Origin of the sequence: Kribbella koreensis (genome assembly GCF_039525325.1) — a bacterium.
GTDB lineage: Bacteria > Actinomycetota > Actinomycetes > Propionibacteriales > Kribbellaceae > Kribbella > Kribbella koreensis.
Map to the genome: position 1 here is coordinate 24,143 of NZ_BAAAHK010000016.1, position 23,664 is coordinate 47,806.

The 23,664-nt window shown below is 68.9% G+C and carries 17 protein-coding genes; 8 read left to right on the forward strand and 9 right to left on the reverse strand.

Annotated elements, in window-relative coordinates; genetic code table 11:
* The first annotated feature begins 16 nt into the window (after positions 1-16).
* Positions 17-880, forward strand: a complete 864-nt coding sequence (locus ABD116_RS29385; protein ID WP_343977398.1) for an aminoglycoside phosphotransferase family protein — start codon at positions 17-19, stop codon at positions 878-880.
* On the opposite strand, the gene ABD116_RS29390 is transcribed toward ABD116_RS29385, so the two are convergent.
* Positions 872-3,712 carry a helix-turn-helix transcriptional regulator gene (locus ABD116_RS29390; protein ID WP_343977401.1) on the reverse strand — a complete coding sequence of 947 codons (2,841 nt, stop codon included), beginning with the start codon at positions 3,710-3,712 and terminating at the stop codon, positions 872-874. The two genes, ABD116_RS29385 and ABD116_RS29390, sit on opposite strands and share 9 nt — an antisense overlap.
* Positions 3,713-3,903: 191 nt before the next feature.
* Between ABD116_RS29390 and ABD116_RS29395 the strand changes: the two genes are divergently transcribed.
* Positions 3,904-6,834: a S8 family serine peptidase gene (locus ABD116_RS29395; protein WP_343977404.1), complete on the forward strand. Its 2,931-nt coding sequence runs from the start codon at positions 3,904-3,906 to the stop codon at positions 6,832-6,834.
* A 38-nt stretch (positions 6,835-6,872) separates the two neighbouring features.
* Here ABD116_RS29395 and ABD116_RS29400 read toward each other — a convergent pair whose 3' ends face one another.
* The gene (locus ABD116_RS29400) at positions 6,873-8,174 is read right to left on the reverse strand and encodes a hypothetical protein (RefSeq protein WP_343977411.1); all 1,302 of its coding nucleotides are present in this window, start codon (positions 8,172-8,174) and stop codon (positions 6,873-6,875) included.
* A 26-nt stretch (positions 8,175-8,200) separates the two neighbouring features.
* Positions 8,201-9,490 (reverse strand): aspartate aminotransferase family protein, encoded by a 1,290-nt coding sequence (locus ABD116_RS29405; RefSeq protein WP_343977414.1) that lies wholly within the window; start codon positions 9,488-9,490, stop codon positions 8,201-8,203.
* Positions 9,491-9,565: 75 nt separating this feature from the next.
* Here ABD116_RS29405 and ABD116_RS29410 point away from each other — a divergent pair, with 75 nt between their 5' ends.
* The 6 genes from ABD116_RS29410 (at position 9,566) to dhaK (ending at position 15,949) form a co-directional block, all read left to right on the forward strand.
* Positions 9,566-10,660 (forward strand): LOG family protein, encoded by a 1,095-nt coding sequence (locus ABD116_RS29410; RefSeq protein WP_343977417.1) that lies wholly within the window; start codon positions 9,566-9,568, stop codon positions 10,658-10,660.
* A gap of 63 nt (positions 10,661-10,723) precedes the next feature.
* Positions 10,724-12,526, forward strand: a complete 1,803-nt coding sequence (locus ABD116_RS29415; RefSeq protein ID WP_343977420.1) for a hybrid sensor histidine kinase/response regulator — start codon at positions 10,724-10,726, stop codon at positions 12,524-12,526.
* 97 nt (positions 12,527-12,623) lie between these two features.
* Positions 12,624-13,484: a class II fructose-bisphosphate aldolase gene (locus ABD116_RS29420; protein ID WP_343977423.1), complete on the forward strand. Its 861-nt coding sequence runs from the start codon at positions 12,624-12,626 to the stop codon at positions 13,482-13,484.
* Positions 13,481-14,323: an HAD-IA family hydrolase gene (locus tag ABD116_RS29425; protein ID WP_343977426.1), complete on the forward strand. Its 843-nt coding sequence runs from the start codon at positions 13,481-13,483 to the stop codon at positions 14,321-14,323. Before ABD116_RS29420 ends, ABD116_RS29425 begins: the two co-directional genes overlap by 4 nt.
* A complete protein-coding gene (gene dhaL / locus ABD116_RS29430; protein WP_343977429.1) occupies positions 14,316-14,957 on the forward strand; it encodes a dihydroxyacetone kinase subunit DhaL in 642 nt (213 codons plus the stop codon). Before ABD116_RS29425 ends, dhaL begins: the two co-directional genes overlap by 8 nt.
* Positions 14,954-15,949, forward strand: coding sequence for a dihydroxyacetone kinase subunit DhaK (dhaK, locus tag ABD116_RS29435; protein ID WP_343977432.1), 996 nt, complete (start codon positions 14,954-14,956; stop codon positions 15,947-15,949). Before dhaL ends, dhaK begins: the two co-directional genes overlap by 4 nt.
* A gap of 41 nt (positions 15,950-15,990) precedes the next feature.
* Here the strand turns inward: dhaK and ABD116_RS29440 are convergent, their stop codons facing one another.
* The 6 genes from ABD116_RS29440 to ABD116_RS29465 all read right to left on the reverse strand — a co-directional run bounded on the left by ABD116_RS29440 (position 15,991) and on the right by ABD116_RS29465 (position 23,536).
* Positions 15,991-19,779 (reverse strand): hypothetical protein, encoded by a 3,789-nt coding sequence (locus tag ABD116_RS29440; RefSeq protein WP_343977435.1) that lies wholly within the window; start codon positions 19,777-19,779, stop codon positions 15,991-15,993.
* Between the two features lie 27 nt (positions 19,780-19,806).
* On the reverse strand, positions 19,807-20,658 hold the full coding sequence (pdxY, locus tag ABD116_RS29445; RefSeq protein WP_343977438.1) for a pyridoxal kinase PdxY: 852 nt from the start codon (positions 20,656-20,658) through the stop codon (positions 19,807-19,809).
* A 48-nt stretch (positions 20,659-20,706) separates the two neighbouring features.
* Positions 20,707-21,210, reverse strand: a complete 504-nt coding sequence (locus ABD116_RS29450) for a DivIVA domain-containing protein (RefSeq protein ID WP_343977441.1) — start codon at positions 21,208-21,210, stop codon at positions 20,707-20,709.
* A gap of 4 nt (positions 21,211-21,214) precedes the next feature.
* Positions 21,215-22,336, reverse strand: coding sequence for a dual-specificity RNA methyltransferase RlmN (gene rlmN, locus ABD116_RS29455; protein WP_343977443.1), 1,122 nt, complete (start codon positions 22,334-22,336; stop codon positions 21,215-21,217).
* Between the two features lie 63 nt (positions 22,337-22,399).
* Positions 22,400-22,699 (reverse strand): Rdx family protein, encoded by a 300-nt coding sequence (locus ABD116_RS29460; RefSeq protein ID WP_343977445.1) that lies wholly within the window; start codon positions 22,697-22,699, stop codon positions 22,400-22,402.
* A gap of 72 nt (positions 22,700-22,771) precedes the next feature.
* Positions 22,772-23,536, reverse strand: coding sequence for a C39 family peptidase (locus tag ABD116_RS29465; protein WP_343977447.1), 765 nt, complete (start codon positions 23,534-23,536; stop codon positions 22,772-22,774).
* Between the last annotated feature and the right edge of the window lie 128 nt (positions 23,537-23,664).

Below are 23,664 nucleotides of genomic sequence, written 5' to 3' on the forward strand. Positions count from 1 at the left end.
TGGAGACTTGGCCGGGATGACTGACAACAGCGCTTCAGACGGCCGTGCAGGGATCGACGCGGGTCTGGTCCGGCGGTTGATCAAGGCCCAGTTCCCGCAGTGGAGCGAGCTGCCGATCACGCCGGTGAAGGTCGACGGGTGGGACAACCGGACTTACCGGCTCGGGGATGCCTTGACTGTTCGGCTTCCGACGGCTGCCGGCTATGCGCCGGCCGTCGACAAGGAGGACGAGTGGTTGCCTCGGCTGGCGCCACAGTTGCCGGTGGCTGTGCCGGAGCCTGTGGGCAAGGGCGTGCCGGGTGAAGGGTATGCGTTCAACTGGTCGATCAGGCGGTGGCTAGAAGGCTCTACCGCCTCGGTGGACCGCATCGACGACCTGCCCGGCTTTGCTGTCTCCGTAGCCTCGTTCATCCGCGCGCTGCAGCGGTGTGACGCTACTGGTGGCCCTGCAGGTGGGGCGCACAGCTTCTTCCGGGGTGCGTCGCCGGTGCACTACGACGACGGGACTCGGCAAGCGTTGGTGCGGCTGGCGGATCAGGTGGACGTCGCAGCCTGCACCGAGGTCTGGGAGGCAGCGATCGGCTCGTCCTTCGCGGGGCCGCCGGTCTGGTTCCACGGGGACATCGCGCACGGGAATCTGCTGGTCGTCGATGGGCGGCTGTCGGCGGTCATCGACTTCGGTACGTCGGGAGTCGGCGACCCGGCTTGTGATCTGGTGATCGCCTGGACGATGTTCTCGGGTGAGAGTCGTGAGGCGTTCCGGCGTACGGTCGCGCAGGATGCGGGGACCTGGGCGCGGGCTCGCGGGTGGGCCTTGTGGAAGGCCTTGATCACGGACGATCTTCACGTCGTCGAGCAGGTGCTGGCCGACTCAGTCTGAGTTGGCCAGGTCTGCTCGGGAGGCCGCGTTGAGCTTGCGGAGGACCTTGGCGACGTGTTGCTCGACCGTCCGGGGTGAGAGGAACAGGACGTCGGCGATCTCACGGTTGGTGTGGCCGCGGCCGAGCAGGCGAGCCACTTCCTGCTCCCGCGGGGACAGCTCGGCGCCGTAGCCGCGGCGGCCTCTGCGGCTCGGAGCAGCGACTCCGTGGTTCCGTAGCTCGTGGCGGCAGCGTGCTGCATCCCTGAGCGCTCCCAGGCGGTCGAAGGTCTCCGCCAGCTTGGCGAAGGCGTCGGCCGGCTGCTTCAGTGCGAGTCCGCAATGCGCTGCGCGCTCCGCGACCAGTGCGGCGAAGTACGGCGCCGGCAGGGCCTCGTACTGGATCTCTACTTCTCTATAGAGCTCCACTGCTCGCTTGTAGTCGCCCTCGTACTCCGCGAGCTGCGCTCGACCACAGCGCAACGCCACCCGTGCCAGCGGCGCCTCCAAGTCGGCCGTACAGTCGTCCAACTCCCCCAGCAGCTTCCGTACTTCGTCATCGCGCCCATCAGCAAGCAGCACGGCGACTGCCGACGGCACCAGCTCCCCCGCCCACGACCAGACCTGCTTGCGACGCAGGAGATCCAACCCACGGTTGACGGTCGTCACTGCGGCCTGGAGCTCATTGCGGGAGAGCTGCATCCACGCGAGCAGACCGAAGCTGCCCAACGCGATCGGCGCGATGGCGTTGGCCGGCTCGTCGATCCCCGTGGCAGCCAGGTAGGCCTCGGCCTCAGCCCACTCACCACGTGCGACGGCCAGCGAGGCCAGTACCAGCGACAGCTCGCTGGTGAGCGGGAACAGGTCGCGGTACTCGTCCAGTAGCTGACTCGCGCGTTCGTCGAGCCCGGCCCACTCGCCAGTGAACCAGTCGACTCTTGCCTGGGTCGCGCGCGCAGTACTGACGACGAAAGGCGCTCCGCAGTCGGTGGCGAACTGGAGGCCGCTGCGGAGGAAGTCGGTGGCCTTGCCGTAGTAGCCGATCGACATGCACGCGTCGGCGAGATTGCAGTGCGCCCTGGCCAGGTGGCGCAGCTCGGCCGCACTGGCTCCGTCGGACGCCAGCTCAGCGACCTCTGACAGGACGAACGGGTCACCGGCGTGCAGTCGCGAGGCCAGGAGGTTCGCGCGCAGTGAGGTGATCAGTACCGGATCGGTGGCCTGGTGAAGGCGCTCGTCGGCTCGCTGCGCCCACAGCCCGGTCTCGTCGAGCGTCGCCGCGCCAAGCCAGCATTGGGCCAGGACGGAGATCGCTCGGGCCTCGAGATCTGGTCTGTCCACCAGGTCTCCAAGGGCTCGCTCGATCTCTGCCCGGCCTGCCGCGATGCTGCCTGCCGCACGGATCATCAGCAGGCCCGCGTAGAGGCGTACCTCGCCACGGACTCCAGGTGAGAGCCGGTGGTCGGTCAGCAGCCGCTGGAGGGTGTCCATCGGGTCCCGCTGATCCAGACCTGTGTAGGCCACGGATCCCAGCTTCGACGCGAGCCGGTCCAGTGCCTCGACCGCCTGGTCGGGCTCAGCCAGTAGGCGTTGCAGCAGGCGGGTAGCGGTCGAGGCGTCGCCGATCTCTCCGGCCCTGTCGGCCGCGGCCTCTCCGAACCGCCGCCACTCCTGCGTGCGACCAGCGAGCCGACTGTGCTCGGCCAACTGGAGCAGCGGCTGCGGACTGGTCTCTGCGAGGGTCTCTGCGATCCTCCGGTGCAGTGCTTGCCGCTGCGGACTCGGCAAGCTGTCATAGACCGCTTGCCGCCCCAGCGCGTGGCGGAAGTCGTAGCGGCCGTCACCCGAATCCCTGAGGACTCCTGCTGCCAATGCAGAGGTGAGTGCCGCGCCGACCGCGTCTTCAGCCTGACCGGTCACCCGCCCGAGCAACTCACTCGCCGCCGGGATCCCGAGGGCTGCAGTTGCGTAGCTAACCTCCCTGGCCTCCTGGTCCAGCCCAGAGAGCCGCTCAGCCATCGCATCCCGCAGCAAAGCCGGTACTTCGACCTGCTCAAGCGCCCGCCGCGCAGTACTCCCATCGACCGGCAGCGGCAACGTCCGGACCGCCTCCTCGATCACCGCCGGGATGCCGGCCGTCCGGTCATACAACAGCTCGGCCAGGTCGCCCGCGATCGCCTCCACGCCCAGAATCCCGGCGGTCAGCGACCGGACTCCGGCCAGGTCGAGCGGCTGCAAAGCGACTACCGCGCTCGGCAACCAGACCGGCGGCCGGTACTCCGCTCCCAGCGGCGGTCCGGTCGTCAGGTCCTCCCGCCGGTAGGTGACCAGGATCGACAGGTTCTCGGGCGGGTCCGTCATCAGGAACCGCAGCAGCTGGCGGGACCCGTCATCCGCCCAGTGCAGGTCCTCCACCACCAGCAGCGCCGGGCCAGCTGCCGCCAGCAGTTCGCGGATGGCCCGGAACACCTGGTGCCGCTCAGTCGCCGGGTCTGCAGCTGGCCAGTGCGCGTCAGGGAACCGGTCTGCGAGCTCCGGTAAGAGGGGGCGCAGTACCGAGGTCAACTGGCCTAGCGGAGTACCGGAGTGGCGCGGGTAGCTCCTGAGCGCCTCGACCACGGCGCCGTACGGGAAGGGCTCGCGCAGCGGCTGGCAGAAGCCAATCATCAGGTGTCTGTCGCGTACGTCGGGCTCGCGCAGCAACTCGCTGATCAGGCGGCTCTTACCGATCCCCGCCTCGCCCTCGACCAGCGCAACGCCGGACTGGCTCGCCGTGGCGGCCAGTAGGCGCAACTCATCGGCGCGGCCGACCAGCACTGGCGAACTGGTCCTGGTGATCGGTGCTCCAGCCATCTGCGCTCCCGTGGATGTGGGGCCGAGCCTACGGGGGGGAAACCCATTTCTGTGAGGGTCCCGGCACCAATAGTCACGTACCCCTACCTACTGCTGCCCGGATTGTTCTCGTCCGAACCCGCCAGGACAGTGATCGGACCGGCCACCCCACCCCCTCCGCCCTGGGTGGCCGGGGACCGAACGGAGAGCTGATGAAACTCCCACGCTCAGGGGCCTATGGCGCCATCGTGTGTCTGTCACTCGCAGTACTGGCACCACCGGCGCAGGCTGCCGCCCCACCACCCGCGCCCAGCCCCACCATCCGGGGTGCCGGTGCCCCGGGCACCATTCCAGGCAGCTACATCGTCGTGCTGAAGGACGGTGCTCGCGCAACGGCCTCCACCTTGGCCTCCAAGTACGGCGGCAAGGTCAAGCTGACCTACACGACCGCACTGCGCGGCTTCTCGGCCTCCTTGACCGAGGCCGAGGCGCTAAAGCTTGCTGCGGACCCAGAGGTCAAGTACGTCGAGCAGGACGGCAAGGCTCACGCCACTGACCGCCAGGCCAACCCGACCTGGGGTCTCGACCGGATCGACCAGAAGGCGCTGCCGCTCGACCAGGGGTACACGTACCCGACCAAGGCCACCAACGTCACGGCGTACATCGTCGACACCGGCATCTACAAGACGCACAGCGACTTCGGTGGCCGGGCGACCGACGGCTACGACTTCATCGACAACGATGCGATCGCCAACGACTGCAACGGGCACGGCACGCATGTCGCCGGTACGGTCGGCAGTACGACGTACGGGGTCGCGAAGGGCGTCGCGCTGGTCGGCGTACGGGTGCTGGACTGTCAGGGCAACGGCGAGTGGTCCCAGGTGATCGGCGGGATCGACTGGGTCGCCCAGAACGCGAAGAAGCCGGCCGTCGCCAACATGAGCCTGTCCGGCGAGACGAACTCGTCGGTCGACGACGCCGTCCAGAAGGCGGTCGCCGCCGGCGTCACCTTCTCCATTGCCGGCGGCAACAACAACGGCGCGAACGCCTGCAACTACAGCCCGGCCCGGGCGCCGGAGGCGATCACCGTCGGCGCCACCGACAACCAGGACAACCGGTCCAGCTTCTCCAACATCGGGACCTGCCTGGACATCTTCGCGCCGGGATCGGGGATCACCTCGACCTGGAACAACGGCGGCACCAACAGCATCAGCGGTACGTCGATGGCGGCACCGCACGTCGCGGGTGCCGCGGCGCTCTACCTGGCAGGCAATCCCTCGGCCACGCCTGCTGCGGTCGCCTCGGCGCTGACCAGCAACGCGAGCGCCGGTGTCGTGAAGAACGCGGGCAGCGGTTCGCCGAACAAGCTGCTCTACACCGGCTTCATCGGTGGCGGCGACCCCGAGCCACCGACGTGTGCGGGCGGCGCCTCAACCGAGGACGCGGCTATCCCTGACGCGGGCGCAGCGGTCTCCACCTCGACCACCATCACCGGCTGCGACGGCAACGGGACGTCGACGACCAGCGTCAAGGTCGACATCAACCACACCTACACCGGCGACCTCCAGGTCGATCTGGTCGGGCCATCCGGTGCCGTCATCAACCTGCGCAAGGCCGGCGGCGTCGGCTCCCCCGACGGACTCCACCAGACCTTCACCGCCAACACGTCGGGCGAGACCCGCAACGGCACCTGGAAGCTGCAGGTGAAGGACGTCTACCGCTTCGACACCGGCACGATCGACGGCTGGTCGCTCAACTTCACCCCGACGGCCGCCAACTACGAGGGCGACACGGTGCCGGTCAAGTCGTCGACACCCGGCGCCAACTTCGCCGGTGGGCAGGACGCGACCGTCAGCGAGTTCCCGTCCATCATCGCGGGACTGCGCGAGGGCGGCACCCGGCCGCAGGGCCAGACCTGCACCGGTACGGCGATCGCACCGCGCAAGATCCTGATCGCGGCGCACTGTGCGGACGCGGCCGGCGCCAAGAGCTTCCTGTACGGCCTCAACGATCTGAACGCCAGTGGCGGGACGCGGGTCGGCGTGGTGTCGTACATCAAGCACCCGAAGTACGTGAACTTCGACCAGGGGTACGACGTCGCGGTGGTCACCACGGACGCCGACATCCCGGTGCCGGGTGGCAAGTACGCGTCGTACGCGAACTCTGCCGACGCCGGTCTCGAGAAGCCGGGCGTGACCGCGCAGGGCTTCGGCTATGGCAAGAAGGACTTCGACGACACCGCCCGCGACGTCACGCTGGACAAGGCGTCGCTGCCGATCGTCGACGGCGCGCAGGTCTGCAACGGGGTCGGCGCCGGGTTCAAGCCCGCGACGATGATCTGCGCCGGGTACGCCGACGGCCGGGTGACCATCCTGCCCGGTGACAGCGGCGGCCCGCTGATCGTCCAGGGCAAGGTGATCGGCGTCGCCTCCTGGAGCCGCTCGGACTTCAAGTGGTACAGCGTCTACGGCCGGCTCACCAACGACATGGGCGACTGGGTCAAGACCCAGGTCGGCGACGCGCCCCCGACCGGCGACTTCGGCGTCGGCGTCTCCCCGGCCACGCTGAAGGTTGCCGCCGGCAAGTACATCTCGACCACGGTGACCAGCACGGCCGGCTCCAGCGGGTCCGAAAACCTCACCCTCACCACCTCCGGCCTGCCGACCGGCGCCAAGGCCACCTTCCAGCCCGAGTCGATCGCCTCAGGCTCCACCGCCAAACTCACCTTCGAAGCCGGCACCAATACCCCGGCCGGCAACCACACCATCACGGTGACCGCTACCAGCGCGGCCGGCAAAACCGCCACCGCTACGGTCACCCTCACAGTCGAAGGCGACCAACCGCCGACTGGGGACGTACAGGTCACCGCCACGCCGTCCAGCGGCTCCGTCACCCAGGGCCAGCTGGCCCAGACGGTGGTCAAGGCCGCCGGCGGCGCCGGCAACCTCACCCTCACCGCCACCGGCGTCCCCGCCGGCACCCAGACCTTCTTCAACCCGACGACCATCGCCCAGAACGGCACCAGCAACGTCTGGTTCTTCACCAGCTTCCAGACCCCGCGCGGCACCTACGCTGTCAAGATTTCGGCCCGCTCGGCCGACGGCAAGACCGGCACCACCACCTACAACCTCACCGTCCGCTAGCCGGCCTGACGGGCTCCCACCTTCGCGGTGGGAGCCCGTCAGGGCAGTAGTTCGAGGACCTTGGCGACGATGCCGAGGGCGGGGGTGGCGATGTCGGCCGCCTTGCTCACGGTGGTCTTGATTCGCTCGAGCTTGGTGCGGGTCTTGTCGGCGTCGGCGGTGTTCAGCTCGCCGGCCACCTCGTCGATCAGCTGGGCGACCTGTTCGCGCTGGTCGTCGGTTAGCTGGTCGCTGGTCAGGACCAGCCGCAGCAGCCTGGTGAGGTCGGTGCCGGTTGCGTGGGCGTTCTGGAAGTCGGTGATGACGGTGTCGACCGGGCGGTTGATGAAGGTCGTCTGGCCGTGGAAGTTGAAGTTCTCGGTCATGGCCTGTCCTCCGGTGTGAATGACGACTGTCGCGCCCTTGAACTCATAGCCTCTGGCGGCCGGTACCAGCTCCGCCCGCAACCGCTGCTCGGCCGCGGCCAGCTGCCGCACGATCCCGCCTTCGTCCGGGCCGCTTCCGTCGATGGTTGCCGACAGGTCGCTGAACAGCCGGCGGAAGGTTGCCATCGAGGCGTCCCCGATCGGGAAGACGTACTTGTCGCGCCCGGACGCGAGCAGGACCAGACACGGCAGCTCGGCCCCCGGTACGCCGAGTTCGCGCGCCACCTCGTACGCCCCGAGCTTGTCGTACGGCGTCCACTTCAGCCATCGCAGCGCGCTCAGCATCCGGTACTGCTCCGGGCTCAACCGGTCCTTCCAGTACCGCCTGGCCGTCCGCCAGCTCTGCGGTCGCTCGAAGACCGAGATCTCGAACAGCTCACCGGACAACGCGTTGAGCTCATCGAAACGAGTCCGTACGAAGGCAGCCAACTCGACGTCCGCGTCGGTGTAGAGCAGCACCCCGCGGATCTTGCGAGCCCGCCGCCTGGCCCGGTCCGAGTACTGCAGCTGCGCGAAGACGTCGGCGGGATCGGCGGCCGGGATGAAGTCGTACATCCCTTTCATCCGGTGCTCGATGTAGAGCACCACCAGATCCCCGTCCAGCAGCCCGGCCGCCTCGACGGTTTCGTCCGCTGCGAACTCTTCGTCGGTGGCCGGATCGGCCAGCCAGGTCCGGAGGCCGTCGACCCTCGAGGCCTGGCCGGCCGCCCGCGCTTCGGTCAGCGCCAGCACAGTCAGCTCGCGGACGGTCGGCGTACCGGCGACCTCGACCGTGCAGGAAACCACCGCCTCGTCGAGCTGTTGCCATCGGTCGCCGGCAGCGCCGAGCTTGCCCAGCGCGTAGGCGACGCCGCTACCGATCAGTCCCGAGATCTCGACGGAATCGCCTTCGCGCACGGCGACGTACAGACGCATTCGCTTCCCCCAGAGGCCGGAGCCGGTCAGCGTAGCGTGTTGAACGAGTCCCGGATGATCTCCAGGGCCTCGGTGGTCTCCTCTTCGGTCAGGGTCATCGGTGGGGCCATCCGCAGGACGTTGCCGTAGAGGCCGCCCTTGCCGAGCAGCAGGCCGCGCTCCATGGCCTCCTGCTGGAGCTTGACCGTGACGGCGGCGTCAGGCTTGCCGTCGGCCGGGTTGATCAGCTCGGTGGCCAGCATCAGGCCCTTGCCGCGGACGTCGCCGAGCTCGGGGAACTCGTCGGAGATGCCGCGCAGGCCGTCCATCAACTGCGCGCCGCGCTTGGCGGCGTTGGCCTGAAGGTCGTTGTCGAGCAGGTACTCGATCGTCGCCTTGGCCGCGCTGGTGGAGATCGGGTTGCCGCCGAAGGTCGACAGGCTGTTCGCGCTGAGGCTGTCCATCAGCTCCGGCCTCGCGACGACCCCGCCGATCGCGAACCCGTTGCCCAGGCCCTTCGCGAACGTCATCGCGTCCGGCACCACGTCGTGCGCCTGGATGCCCCAGAAGTGGTCGCCGGTCCGGCCCCAGCCGGTCTGCACCTCGTCGGAGATGAAGAGGATCCCGTACTCGTCGAGCACCTCCTTGAACGCGGCGTACAGGCCGTCGGGCGGGGACGAGAAGCCGCCGACGCCCTGGATCGGCTCGACGATCATGCAGGCGACGTCGCCCGCGGTACCGGTGTTGATCACCTCGCGGAGGTCGTCCACGCAGACCTTGATGTACTCCGCGTCCGGCAGGTCCTTGAACGGGCTGCGATAGCGGTACGCGCCCTGCACGTACTGCACGTTGACCGGCGACAGGCTGCTCGCCGACCAGCCACGGTTGCCGGTGATGGCGACGGTGCCGAAGCCGCGGCCGTGGTACGAGTTGCGCATCGCCAGCACCTGGTTGGAGCGGCGCTTCTGGGTGGCGAACAGCATCGCCGCCTCGTTGGCCTCGGTGCCGGAGTTGGTGAAGAAGACCTTGGCGTCCGGGATGCCGGACAGCTCCGCGATCTTCTCGGCCAGCTCGATCTGCCGCCGGATCAGGTAGACCGTCGAGGTGTGCGCGATCCCGGTCGCCAGCTGCTCGCGGACCGCGTCGGAGATCTCCGCGATGTCGTACCCGATCGCGTTGGTCAGGATGCCGGCGAAGAAGTCGAGATACTCCTTGCCCTCGCCGTCGGTGACCCGGCGGCCGGATCCCTTGACGATCTCGATCGGCTGCTCGTAGTACAACGCAAGCCAGTCCGGCATGACGGCCTTGTGACGCTCCCACAGCTCCGCGTGTGTCATGTACTTAGCAATACCTCATCCAAGAGCCAACCGCTATCACGCCCCGGCGGTGGCCTAGGGTGACTCCTCGTGACAATGCCGAGCATCCCTCACCTTGACATCGAATCGCTGCGGCATTTCGACGAGGTGATCGCCGCCGGGGCCACCTCGATGGGCGGGTGGCGGGTGCAGTCGGTGGACCTGACCGGGCGTACGGCGGTACTGCTCAAGTTGTCGCCGATGGGGTCGCTGTTCCTGGGCTGCCCGATGGAGGAGCCCGCGGCCGACTGGGTGCGCGACGGCGGCGGGCTGATCTTCCCCACCATCCCGGAGCTGCCCTTCGACCCGTACCGCGGTCGCCTGTACGACGCCGACGAGCTGTACGCGGGTCTGGCGGACGGGTACGAGGCGACCCCGGACGCGCGGATCTACGCCTGGTCGAGGCAGCACGACGAGCGCGGCGACACCAGTCGCACTCTGGCGGCCGCACTGCACGACCACTCGATCGCCGACTCGCTGCATGAGCTACCCGACGACAGGCCGTGGATCGGCGTGATGGGCGGGCATGGGATCGCCCGTACCAACCCGACGTACCGGTCGGCCGTCCTGCTCGGCCGCACGCTCGCCCGCTCCGGCCTGACCGTCGCGACCGGGGGTGGCCCCGGCGCGATGGAGGCAGCCAACCTGGGCTCCAGCCTCTCGGGGTACGACGACGCAGCGGTCGCCTCAGCCCTAGCCATGCTCGCCGGTACGCCGTCCTTCCGCCCCTCGATCGCCGACTGGGCCCTGAGTGGCCTGGCAGTCCGCCAGACCTTCCCCGGCGATGGCGGCGTCTCCATCCCCACCTGGTTCTACGGCCACGAGCCCCCGAACGTCTTCGCCAGCTCCATCGCCAAGTACTTCTCCAACGCCCTCCGCGAGGACGTCCTCCTCAGCCGGGCTCGCGGCGGCATCATCTACCTCCCCGGAGCCGCCGGCACCGTCCAGGAGATCTTCCAGGCCGTCACCCCCAACTACTACGGCGACCAGGTCATGCAGACGCCGATGATCCTGGTCGGGGTCGAGCACTGGTCACGAACGGTCCCCGTCTGGGATGTCCTGGACCGCCTGGCCGCTGGCCGACCGATGGCGTCGTCGATCCACCTGGTCGATTCGATCGAGGAAGCGGTCCAGCTGATCTGCGCCGGCTAGCCACTGCTGAGGCTTCGCGCCCTGTGCTACACAGGGACTTGGTGTGGCCGAAGGGAGCCGGCGGTGACCGTCCACGACAGACCTGCGTCGTCACCGGCCGCACGCGCCGAGGCGCTGAACGCGGTGGCCGAAGATCTCGCCGGTGAGCTCCAGCTGCAGCCGTTGCTGGAGCGGATCCTGCAGCGCTGCACCGAGCTGATGGGCTGCGACGCGGGCTCGATCTCCAGTGTCGACGAGACGGCAGGCACCTACCGCAAGCAGGCCGACATCGGCGTCCGCTGTCAGTCCGGCCGGGTGTTCCCGCTCGGCGAGGGGATGACCGGCGAGGTGGTCCGCCGCCGCGGCCCGGTCTGGTTCGACCGGTACGACGATGTCGTCGGCGGACACATCAGCGCTGAGGACCGGGCCACCCTCACGAGCGTGATCGGCGTACCGCTGGAGTGGCGCGGCCGGATCATCGGTGCCTGCGTCGTCTTCTCCCGGGATGCAGGCCGCCGGTTCGACCGCGCCGATGCCGATCTGCTCCGGATGTTCGCCAAGCACGCGACCGTCGCACTGGTGAACGCCAACTCCTACGAGGCTGCCGAGGAGCGAGCCCGGCTCCAGGCTGCCTCGGCCGAGCGTGGGCGGCTGCTGGACGAGGTGCACGACCTCCTCGCCCAGGGACTCGTCGGCATGCTGTCCGGGCTCGAGCGGGCGGAGCAACTGGCACCCGTGGAACTCGCTGGTCAGCTCCGGGAGGCCCAGGAGTCGGCGCGGGACACAGTCGCCTCGATCCGCCGGGCGCTGCTCGGCGCGGGCAGTTCGCCGCTCGAAGGCCACAGCCTCGAGGACGTACTCCGCTCCGAACTCGCCTGGGCATCACGCGCCAGAGCCGTCGACGCCCGCCTGGTAGTCGCCGGTACGCCGGTAGCGCTCGACCGGGCCCTGGCGCAACGGGTGTTGAGCGTTGCCCAGGAGGCGATCACCAACATCGTGCAGCACTCCCGCGCCAAGACAGTCCGGGTCGGGCTGGCGTATGAGTCGGCCTCCCTCTCCCTGCTCGTGCAGGACGACGGACAGGGGTTCGCGGCCGGGCAGGGGCTGCGGGAGCCGGATGAGTTCCGCACTGGCCTCGGGCTGCGACGCATGGTCGAGCTGGCGCAGGGGGCGGGTGGTTCGCTGTCGCTGGACTCCATGCCCGGCTGGGGAACCAGTATCCGGGCAGTGTTCCCGCACCAACGTGCGGTGATGGCTAGCGACGTACGGGTGGACGTACTGGTGGTTGCGGCTCAGCCGATGCTGCGGGCTGGGTTGTCGCGGCTGCTTGCCTGGTCGGAGCCACCATTCTCGGTTGTCGGCGAGGCATCGACGACAGCCGAGGCACTGGAAGCAGTGGGGAGGCTGCGGCCGGCAGTAGCGGTCGTCGCCGTCAACGAGGAGCCACTAGCCGATTCACTGGGGTTGATCCGTGAGCTGGTGAAGGGCGAGCAGGCGCCGGCGGTGATCGCGGTCTGCCGGCCCGGCGATGACCAGGCCGTGGTCGATCTGCTGCTGGCCGGTGCCCATGGGTGTGTGGAGACCACGGCCGATGGTGCCGCGTTGGCGGGAGCAGTAGCCGCGGCGGCCCGCGGTGAGTCGATCGTCCCGCACGGCGAGGTCTGGGAAGGCAGGCTGTCCAGCGAGTCGCATGCGGACGGGTTGACTGCCCGCGAGCGCGAGGTGCGCGCCCTTGTCCAGCAGGGGTTGGGCGATCGAGCGATCGCCGAGCAGCTGGTGATCTCGGTCAAGACGGTCGAGAAGCACGTCAGCGCGGTACTGCGGAAGACCGGCGCGCGCAGCCGCTCGGAGCTGATCGCCGGGTCCCAGGGACGCCTGAACCGCTGACGGTCCCGGTAGGGATATCCCCCAGCAAAGACGGGGGATTCTCCGCACTGACACAGGCGATCGCCTCTTCTAGCGTTACGGCGGAGGAGGTGCCGCGATGGCAGTCGTCGCGCTGAAGGAGATCGTCGATCGAGCCCTGGCCGACCGGTACGGCGTACCGGCGATCAACATCGTCAACGACCTGACCCTCGAGGCCGTGCTCGCGACCGCGGTCGACCGGCGCTCGCCGATGATCGTGCAGACCTCGGTCAAGACCGTCCGGTCGATCGGCGCCGATGTGCTGATGGCGATCTGGCGCGGGATGACGGCGGGGATCGAAGTACCGGTGACGCTGCACCTGGACCACTGCCCCGATCGCGCGGTGATCAGCGACTGCCTGGCCAAAGGCTGGAACTCGGTGCTGTTCGACGCCTCCGCGCTGCCGGTCGAGGAGAACCAGCGGCAGACCGTCGAGGTGGTCCGCGAGGCGCACGCCGTCGGCGCCCACGTCGAGGGCGAGATCGAGTCGATCACCGGGGTCGAGGACGGCATCGGCTCCGATGCGGAGGCCAAGCGGCAGTCGCTGGAGGTGTCGCTCGCCTTTATCAAGGAGACCGGGGTCGACGTCTTCGCGCCCTCGATCGGCAACGCGCACGGCATCTACTCCAGTGCGCCGGAGCTCGACGGGCAGCGCGTCACCGATCTCGTCGAGGCGACCGGGATCCCGATCGCGCTGCACGGCGGCAGCGGGATGACGGACGCGCAGTTCCACGACCTGATCGCCCGCGGCTGCGCGAAGGTCAACATCTCCACGGCGCTCAAGATCGCCTACATGAAGGCGAATCTCGACTTCCTGCGCGACGCCGAGGCGAAGAACTCCTGGGACCCGCCGTCGCTGTTCCGGCACGTGCGCGCCGACGTGGTCACCCTGGTCGACGGCCTCGTCGACCGCTTCGGGAGTGCGGGGAAGGCATGGTGAGCGCCCTCGTCTTCGACGTCGACGGCACGCTGGCCGACACCGAGCGCGACGGCCACCTGCCGGCGTTCAACCAGACCTTCGCCGAGTTCGGGCTGCCGGTGCGCTGGTCCGAGGACGAGTACGCCGACAAGCTCCGGATCGGTGGTGGCAAGGAGCGGATGGCCAGCCTGCTCACCCCGTCGTTCGTGGCCGAGTCCGGTCTGCCCGAGGACTGGGAGGCACAGGCCAAGGTGGTGGCCCGGTGGCACCGGCGCAAGACCGAGCTCTACACCGCCAGGGTTGCCGACGGCGCACTGCCCGCCCGGCCGGGGATCGTGCGGATCGTCGAGGAGGCGTACGCCGCCGGCTGGCGACTCGCCGTCGCCTCGACCTCGGCCGAGGCGTCCGTCCGCGCGGTGCTGGAGCATGTCGTCGGTCGTACCCGGGCAGCTGACTTCACCGTCCTGGCCGGCGACGTCGTACCGCGGAAGAAGCCCGCGCCCGACGTCTACCTGCTGGCTCTCGAACGTCTCGGAGTGCCCGCTCACGACGCGGTCGCGATCGAGGACTCAGCACTCGGGCTCGCGGCGGCCCATGCAGCCGGGATCGCCTGTGTCGTGACGGTCAACGGCTACACCGCGCACGAGGAGTTCGCCGAGGCGGCCTTCGTCGTCGACTCACTCGGCGACCCGGAGCTCGAGCCGGTCACGGTGCTGGCCAACCACAGCGCCGCCTCCCCCGGCGCCTACGTCACCCTCGCCGACCTGGCCGCTGTCCTGCCGGCCGTCACCGCGTCACCCGCGTCACCCGGGTCGCCCACGTCACCTGCATCGCCGAACGGAGGCACCGACCATGACTGATTCGCTTCCCGAGGTCGAGCGGGTGGTCCGGACGATCGCCCGGACGGCGGTGGCCAACGAGAAGTACTTCGGCGATCTCGACGCGGTCGTCGGCGACGGCGACTTCGGCTACTCGCTGGCCCGCGGCTTCGAGATCGTGCTGGCCGACTGGGACGGCTTCGACCGGACCGACAGCTCGACCTTCCTCAAGAAGGTCGCCGTCGTCATCACCAGCCGCATCGGTGGTACCTCCGGACCGATCTGGGGCACCGGGTTCCTGCGCGCCGCCACCGCCGCGGCCGGCAAGACCGAGCTGGACGGGCCGACCGTGGTGGCGATGCTGCGTAGCGCGGCCGAGGGAATCATGACCCGCGGCGGCGCGAGCCTCGGCGAGAAGACCCTGCTCGACTCGCTCGTCCCGGCGACCGACGAGATCGAGAGTCAGGTTGCCCAAGGCAACGACACGCTCACCGTACTCCGCGCTGCCGCGGCCGTCGCCCGGACCACGGCCGACGACACCGCGAAGCTGCAGGCCCGTCGCGGGCGGGCCGCCTACACCGGCGAACGCAGCATCGGCAGCGTCGATGCCGGCGCGACCGCGGTCGCCGTCCTGTTCGAGGCATTGGTGCAAGAGTGGCAAGGAGGCCCCTCGTGAAGAAGTTCGTCAACGACCCGAAGAACTTTGTGCCGGAGATGCTCAAGGGCATCGCGCTGGCGAATCCGAACTCGCTGCGGTACGTCCCGGAGTACAACCTGATCATGCGCGCGGACGCGCCGAGCCCGGACAAGGTGTCGATCGTCCAGGGGTCGGGCTCCGGCCACGAACCGGCGCACGTGATGGTCGTCGGCAAAGGCATGCTCGATGCGGCCTGCCCCGGTGACGTGTTCGCCGCGCCGCCGATGGACTACGTGCTCGAGACCAGCAAGCTGCTCGCCTCGCCGAAGGGTGTGCTGCATCTGGTGAACAACTACACCGGCGACCGGATGGCGTTCGACATGGGCCGCGAGATGGCCGAGGCCGACGGCGTGACGATCAAGACGCTGATGGTGGACGACGACGTCGCGGTGGCCGACTCGACGTACACGGTCGGCCGGCGCGGGGTGGCGGGCAACTTCTTCGTGATCAAGGCGGTCGGGGCGGCGTCGGAGTCCGGCGCTGACCTCGACGAGCTGGTCCGGATCGGCGAGAAGGTCAACTCGGTGACCCGGACGATGGGGATGGCGCTGACGTCCTGCACGCCGCCGGCCAAGGGCAGCCCGCTGTTCGAGCTCGGCGACGACGAGATGGAGATCGGCGTCGGCATCCACGGCGAACCCGGCCGCCGCCGCGAGAAGCTGGCCGATGCCGACACGATCATCGACGAACTGCTCGAAGCCGTCGTGACCGACCTGCCCTACGAGCGCGGCGACAACGTGGCGCTGATGATCAACGGGCTGGGCGGCACCCCGATCAGCGAGCTCTACATCCTGTACGGGCGTGCGCACGAGCAACTGGCCGGGCGCGGCATCACCGTCGGCCGCAGCTATGTCGGCGAGTACTGCACCTCCCTCGACATGGCCGGCGCATCGGTCACGCTCGTCAAGCTCGACGACGAGATCACCTCACTCCTCGCAGCCCCCGCGGAGGTCGCAGTCCGCGTCTTCTAACCGTGCTGACCACCAAGCGGGCGTGCAGTCTGCTGACTTGGCTATCCGCCGAAGCGGGCGTGCAGCAGATTGGAGATGTCCGGCGGGCAGTCCGCCCGCCGGGCCAGCCTGAGACTGATGACGCCCCGGGTCCCGGCCTCCACCAGCGCGACGCACTCGGCAATCGCGGCCTTGTTGGAGGCTGAGCAGTGCGGCCAGGCGTCCTCCAGTCGCGGCATCGCGAGGGGTTGGGTGGTAACAACCCGGATCAGCATGTCCGCCAGGTTCTTGCGCGGGCGTCCGGACTTGTCGTGACCAGGTCTTTCCCGCCAGACGACGGCGGCCGAGTCGATCGTGGTGAGCACGCGCACCGCGAGGTCGCCCAGCTCTTGAAGGCCGAGGTGAGTCGCGCCGAGCGTGGTGACAGCAGCCAGCAGCCGGGCATAGGCCGCGGACCTGGCCCGGGAGTCTGCTGCGGACGACCGTTCGAGGGCAACCCGGGCGGCCTCGAGATGCGCTTCGATGATCAGTACCGCGTCGGCCGTGCTGATTCCGGTCGCGTGGTCGATCGAGCTGATCAGCCGGATCAGCGCGGTCTGGACCTCTTGGTCCTCGCCGCTGGCGAGCGAGCGCACCAGCCGGTCGACGACGACAGGTCCCCAGGTCTCCGGGAGCTGGAGGCTCGTGGTCTGTTGGTCCACCGCGGCAACCACGGCCCGGACGGAGTGTGGTTGCTCCGAGGCCACCAATCCGAGCAGCCACTCCAGACCCGGCCCCTTGAGCTCTTCTCGATCCCACTCGTTCAACGAGTCGGCCGTAGCCTGGGCGGCGGCCCTCGCAACCTTCGGCCGGGTGCCTTCCAGAAGTTGCTCAGAGACCCATTGGCGAGCGGTGGCCGAGACGGGTGTCAGTCGGCCCTGCAGGCGGGCGATCTGCTCGAGATCGGCCGGATCCCCGGACGTACACAGCGCCCTGAGCTCCGTTTCGAGTTCGCGGACGACGGCCGGCTCGGCCGCGGACACAATGACGGCGAAGGCACGGCGTACCGTCGATCGTCCGTGCATCAGACCGTCGGCGTCCTCGACCGAGAAGCGGGTCAACCGCTCGACGTACTCCCGCAGCCTGCTGGGGTTGTCGCAGGCGAGCTTGAGGACGACCGGCCAGATCACGTGTGGATGATCGCCCAGGTAAGCCTCCATGGAATCGGCGAGCTCCGACTGGGCGTGGGCGTCCACCCGCCCGGCTAGATGGCTCGCCACCGTGGCCAACGTGCCCAGCACGCCGTTCGAGGTCGTCCGCGGTGTCCGGATGACGGCCTGAGCAACCAGGTCAGGCTCGTCGGCAGCCAGATTGAGGACGGCGTTCGTGTACTGCGTCCGCTCGATCGACGTGTCCGGATCGAAGACGGCCGCCAGCAACTCCAGTGCCGTTGCCCGGTCGGCGCACAGGTGGCGCATCAGCCGCAACTGGCAAGCGTTCCAGCGCTCCGGCAAGGCCGCGCTGAGCATCGACCGCCAGTCCGACCAACCCGCCGCCGCGCGAACCTCGGGCTCCTGCCAGACACTGATCAACAACCCGGCGGCGTCCTCCGTCGCTCCGGTCGGGCACTTCAGACCGAGTGCCCGCACGATCAGCGCTGTCGTCAGCTGTGGACCGGCAGCCCGATGGCGAGCCGCAGACAGTACCCAGGCCCTGGCCGGCTCGGGTAGTTGGCCGTACCGGTCGACCAGCATCCGGAGGTCGATCCCGGTCGCATCGGCTGTCACCGCGTCTTCGAGCAGCCGCCTGATGACCGGGCCGATGTGCCTCCTCCGGTCGGCGGCCATCCGCTTCAGACAGATATCCAACGCGCGCCCCAAAGCCGCGGCCTGGTCTGCCGATCGGGCGGCGGGGATCAACGGTCCGACCGTCATGGCGACCGTGGGGAAGCTCGAGGTGTCGGCGTTACCCAAGCACCACAGGGCGATGTCGAGCGCAGGACCGACACAGTCTCCGGCCGCCGACTCCAGTACGCCGACGCTCGCGATGAGGAGCGCCGGGCGGCGCTCCTTCAGCTCCGCGGCCAGGCGCTCGACCAACCGGCTGTCGTCGTGCGCCATCGCACTCTGGAAGTGGAGCCGGATCCCCTCGACCGAGTCCCTGGGCACATGTGCGGCCAGCTCCTGCAGCCGGTCCGAAGGGATCTCCAGCATGAGCAAGTGCTTGGCGACCGCCCAGTAGCCGGGTACTCCGGCGCGCAATCCGGCCTCCAGCCGGTCCAGCTCGGCCGAGGTGGCGCGAATGGCGAGGTGGCGCGCAACGGCGTACTCCGCATAGGTCTGGTGGAAGAAGGCGTACCGCCCGCCGAGCACCTGGACGGTTCCCTCGCTGAGTAGATCGTTGAGGCCGGTAGCGGTCATCGCGTCGTCTGCTGGAACGTACTCGATGAACCGGCTGCCGCTGGCCTCCCAGACAGACGCCGCGAGCGCCTCGGCGGCCTGGACCTGATGCGCGGCCCGGTAGGCCCGCCTGCCACGCCGGTCCCTGGCCACGCGGCCTTCCCAGTAGGCCTCATAGAGCCGTGTGATGGTGAGCCCCGCCGGGACGACACCTGCCGCCGCATAGATGTCGCAAGCCATCGCGAGGCGCAGTGGCGACGAGAAGACGTCTCTGACACCTGCTGCGGACAGGCGGTGGCTCAGGCTTGCCGCGAAGGTCTCCCGCCGGTCCTGCGGGAGGCCGCTCGCCTGTACGTACGCTTCCGCCCATTCGCCAATCTCGTCGGAGCTCAAGGCCGGGACGCGATAGAGCGCCTCGACCAGGTCGCGCTCCGACTCCAGGTAGCTGTGCCACTCCTGGTCCCGGCACGTCATGAACAGCAGGGCCGTGCGTGCGATCTGCCGCAGCACATAGGCGACGTCGTCCGCGTTCTGCTCGGTCAGGATCAGGTCGAGAGTGTCCACGATGACGACGGCCCGCGAGCCGGCCGGCAGGTTCGCCAGGATCGCGGTCAGCGGGCCTGCATCCCGGTCGCCGGCAGTCGCTTGCCCGAAGGCCAGGTCGACCGCGGCTGAGTCGGTCAGTTCCGCGGAGGCCGGGATCCGGGTGCATGGCACGAAGATGGTCGAGGTATCGGCCTGGAACCGTTCGAAGAGCTGGCCGGCGAGGACGCTTTTGCCGAGCCCTCCCTCACCGATGATCGCCAGCGACTTGGTGAGTCCGCCGACTGCGGTTTCGAGAGCGCCGAGTCGGTCCATTCCTGGCAGGATCTCCGGCTGGGTGCTGCGTCTGGCCTGGGCACCCGCAACCCGGAGTACGGCCAAGGCATCCCCACTCCAAGCCTTGCCGTCCGTCCTGAGCAGCTCGGCCGTTTCCTGCCGCCAGAGGTCGACGTTCGCCAGCAACTCCGCGATCCCGGCCCGCTCGGCGCGGCCGGCCAGGTCGGTTTCGTGGACCGTACGGGAGATGAACTCGCAGGTGAGATCGAGGAGGCGATCGAAGTACCGCTGCGCATCGTCCGACAGCAGACCGGCCCGGCGCTCTCGTCCGCCATGGTTGAGCAGGTACGTCCGCAGCGACTCAGCATCGCGCAGCGCCCGGCCGAGGGTCTCGCGTTTCGGTGCGGCCGCGAGGAGTTCCTCAAGGGCCAGCTCTGCTGACCCCAGGTCGCCGTCGGCCGCGTGCCGGAACTCATGACCGGCCTGGTTCAGAACCTTGACGGCCAGCTCGGCCGGCAGCTCGGTGAAGTCGCCGGAGGCCGCCGGGCTGCCATCGCGCAGCTCTCTGGCCGCGTCGGCGAACCGGCTTCCGCCGGCGAGATGAAGGATGGCCAAGACGATGTTCGAGTTGTGCGCCAAGCGCTTTCTCGGCAAGGCCACCTCCTTCCCTGGGTACGAACCTCAGGCGACGCGGGTCGGGGTGAACTGCATCCTCGGATTGGCGTAGGCGTCCTGCGACTCGATCAGCTGCAACTCGCGCTCGCCCGACTCGTGGGTGCGAGTGAGCAGGTCGAAGACGCTCGAGGTGGCGCGGGCGAGCGCATCGGCGAGGTCGCCGGTACGTCCGTAGTGGGCCGTGAAGAGGGCGGCCGTCACGTCGCCCGAACCGTTCGCCTTCATCGGGATGTACGGCGTCTGGACGAGCCACGCGCCGCTGTCGTCGACCGCCAGCATCTCGATCGTGCCCTCCTCGCGGTCGGGCCGCTCGACGCTCGTCACGAGCACCGTGCGCGGGCCGGTCGCGCGGACCAGCTCCACCGAGGCCAGCGTCGACTCGAGGGTGTCCGGCTCGGTGTTGGTGAGGAAGCCCAGCTCGAACTGGTTCGGCGTGATGATGTCGGCGGCCGGTACGACCCGATCGCGCAGCAGCACGGGGATGGCCGGGGCGACGAAGCAGCCGGACTTCGCGTTGCCCATCACCGGGTCGCAGGAGTAGACCGCCGCTGGGTTGGCCTTCTTCACCCGATCGACCGTCTCGAGGATGACGTCGGCGATCCCCTCACCGCCCTGGTAGCCCGACAGCACCGCGTCGATCTGCGGGAAGACTCCCCGCTCCTCGATGCCCAGCACGACCTCGCGAACGTCGTCCGGGCTGATCAGCGGACCACGCCATGCGCCATAGCCCGTGTGGTTGGAGAAGTTGACCGTGTAGACCGGCAACACCTCCACGCCGATGCGCTGGAGCGGGAAGACGGCGGCCGAGTTGCCCACGTGGCCGTAGGCGACCGCGGACTGGATCGAGAGGATCTTCACCGCTCGATCATCCCATTTCAGGACTGCCGCCGTTCGTGCCGGTGCGGTTCAGTCCTCGCCGGTGAGCCAGCGTTCGGCCTGATCGAGCCAGTTGTCGACCTCTTCGACGTCGTAGCCCTCGGAGAGCCGGACCGGCGTGAACCGCACCTTGCGGAGCTCGCGGACGGTGACAGGGCGCTTGACCGGCTCGCCGTTCACCGTCGCCATCACCCGCTCGACGAACTCGTCGACGTCCTCGAACGAATAGCCCTCGCGGATACGGACCGGGGTGAACAGCGGCCCCTCGCGGTGCTGCCCGGTAGGCATCGGGCGCACGGCCGGACGGTCCGGCATCCACTGCTCGGCATCGGTCAGGAAGTCGTCGACCTCCTGGGCCGAGTAGCCGGGGCCGAGCAGCGGAGTACGGAATGCAGCGCTGCGCAGATCCTCAACGGTCACCGACGGCGTGGTCGTACGGTTCACCGTCGCCAGGAGCTTGTCGATCAGAGCATCGACCTCGGCGCGGTCGTACCGCTCGCCGAAGCGCTTGACCGCGAACTCCGGGCGGAGCACGCGGTCAGTCCTTGTTGGCGGCGGCGAGCTGGCCGCAGGCGCCATCGATCTCCTGGCCGCGGGTGTCGCGGACCGTGGTCGGAATGCCGCCGGCCTGCAGGCGACGGACGAACTCGCGCTCGTCGGCCGGGTCGGAGGCGGTCCACTTGGAGCCGGGCGTCGGATTCAGCGGGATCAGGTTGACGTGCACCCAGCCCCAGTCGCCGCGGGCGGCCAGCTTCTCGGCGAGCAGGTCGGCCCGCCAGGCGTGGTCGTTGATGTCGCGGATCATCGCGTACTCGATCGAGACCCGGCGCTTGGTCTTCTCGGCGTACCCCCAGGCGGCGTCGAGGACCTCGTCGACCTTCCACCGGTTGTTGATCGGGACCAGCTCGTCGCGCAACTCGTCGTCGGGCGCGTGCAGCGACAGCGCCAGGGTGACCGGGATGCCCTCGGTGGAGAGCTGGTTGATCCGCGGCACCAGGCCGACGGTCGACACGGTCACGCCACGCGCCGAGATGCCCAGGCCATCGGGCGAGGGCTCGGTGAACCGGCGTACGGCGCCGATCACGGCCTTGTAGTTGGCCATCGGCTCGCCCATGCCCATGAAGACGATGTTGTTGACCCGGCCGGGGCCGCCGGCGATCTCGCCACGTGACAGCGCGCGGGCGCCGTCCACCACCTGCTCGACGATCTCGGCGGTGCTCATGTTGCGGGTCAGACCGGCCTGGCCGGTCGCGCAGAACGGGCAGGCCATGCCACAGCCGGCCTGCGACGACACGCACATCGTGGTGCGGTCCTTGTACCGCATCAGCACGGACTCGACCAGCGAACCGTCCAGCAGCTTCCAGAGCGACTTCCGCGTCGTGCCGTTGTCGCACTCCAGGTCGCGGACCTTGGTCAGCAGCGGCGGCATCAGCTCGGCGACCAGCTTGTCCCTGGTCGCGGCGGGCAGATCCGTCATGTCGGCCGGGTCGTCGGTCAGCCGGGCGAAGTAGTGGTTCGACAACTGCTTGGCCCGGAACGCGGGCTCGCCGAGCGCCGTCACCGCGGTGCGGCGCTCCTCCCCACTGAGGTCGGCCAGGTGCCGCGGCGGCTTCTTGGCACGGCGCGGCTCATCGAAAACGAGCGGGAGGGAGGTAGTCATCGCAACCCATTGTCGCGCGGGCGGTCGACGATTCACAAATTCACATCCCCGACGTGCCGGGGATCACAACTCGGTCGCGCCTGCCCTGCGGTCGGAGTGGCCCAGCTGCCGGTCCGGCGCGATCCGGTCCCGGACCATTTGCTTCAGCAGCGGCAACTCGATGAACCCGCCCTCGGCCTTCCGCGACCAGAGCAGCTCGCCTTGCAGCGAGATGTCGAAGATCCCACCGGTCCCCGGGACCAGCGCCACCTCCCCCAGCTCCTTCGGGAAGGTCGTCAGCAACTCCTGCGCGGTCCACGCCGCCCGCATCAGCCAGCGGCACTGGGTGCAGTAGTGGATCTCCAACCGAGGCTCTGTCGTCACAGCCTCAAACTTATCTTTCCGCTCGATGGGTTGATGTGGCGACCGAGGTCGCCACATCAACCCAGGCTCAGGTCAGGCGGAGTAGCCCTTCGGCGGGATCAGGGTGGCGAGCTGGTTGAAGGTCAGCCAGTACGTCGCCGGGCCGAAGCCGGCCGGGTCGGCGATCAGCACGGTCGAGTCGCTGGTGTCGTAGCCGATCACCGTGAAGTAGTGCCAGATCGTGTAGTTCGGGTAGCCCGGCGGGTGGTTGTTGGCCGGGGCAACGATGTTCGCGACGATCGCGTAGCCGCGGTCGATGTCGTACTGGATGTCGTACCAGAGCAGGTTTCGCTGCGCCTGGGTCGGCGGGTCGTTCGGCATCTCCTTGGTCTCGTAGTACCCGGTGTTGAGCCGGTTGTTGAGGACCCGGGTGACCTGGCCGATCCAGTCGGTGCCGTTGGTCGTGGTGGGCAGCTGGTTGGCCAGCTCCTGCTGGCTCGGCGGCGACGACATCCGCGCCGACAGGGCCATCCGGGTCGCGGCCGGGCCACACCAGTAGCCGGTCTGCTGGTACTGGAACTGGATGCTCAGCGAGCGCAGGGTCTGGGTCGAGTGGCCGAGCGTCGGCACCTTCTTGGCCGCGGCGGCCTGGTTGGCGGCGAGCGTGGCGCTCGACAACCCGGTACTGACCTTGGCTCCTGTCTGGGCAGTGGCCGCCGGTCCGGGTGCCACCGAGGCCGACGCGGCCATCGGAATCGACACGCCGGCGATCAGGGCCAGACCGCATGCCACGGCCTTCAACTTCGTGGTCGTACGCCTCCCGAGCCTCACGGGCGGCTGGAACAGATCACTGTTCATGTGTGAGCTCCTCAAGCCCTCGACGCGGCGGCCTCCGTGGCCGTCGCACATGTCAGTGGATTCCTTCCGGCCGGGCTTGTAAACCCACTCTCCGGGCACGTCCGGGCACGCTCAGCGACTGACATCGG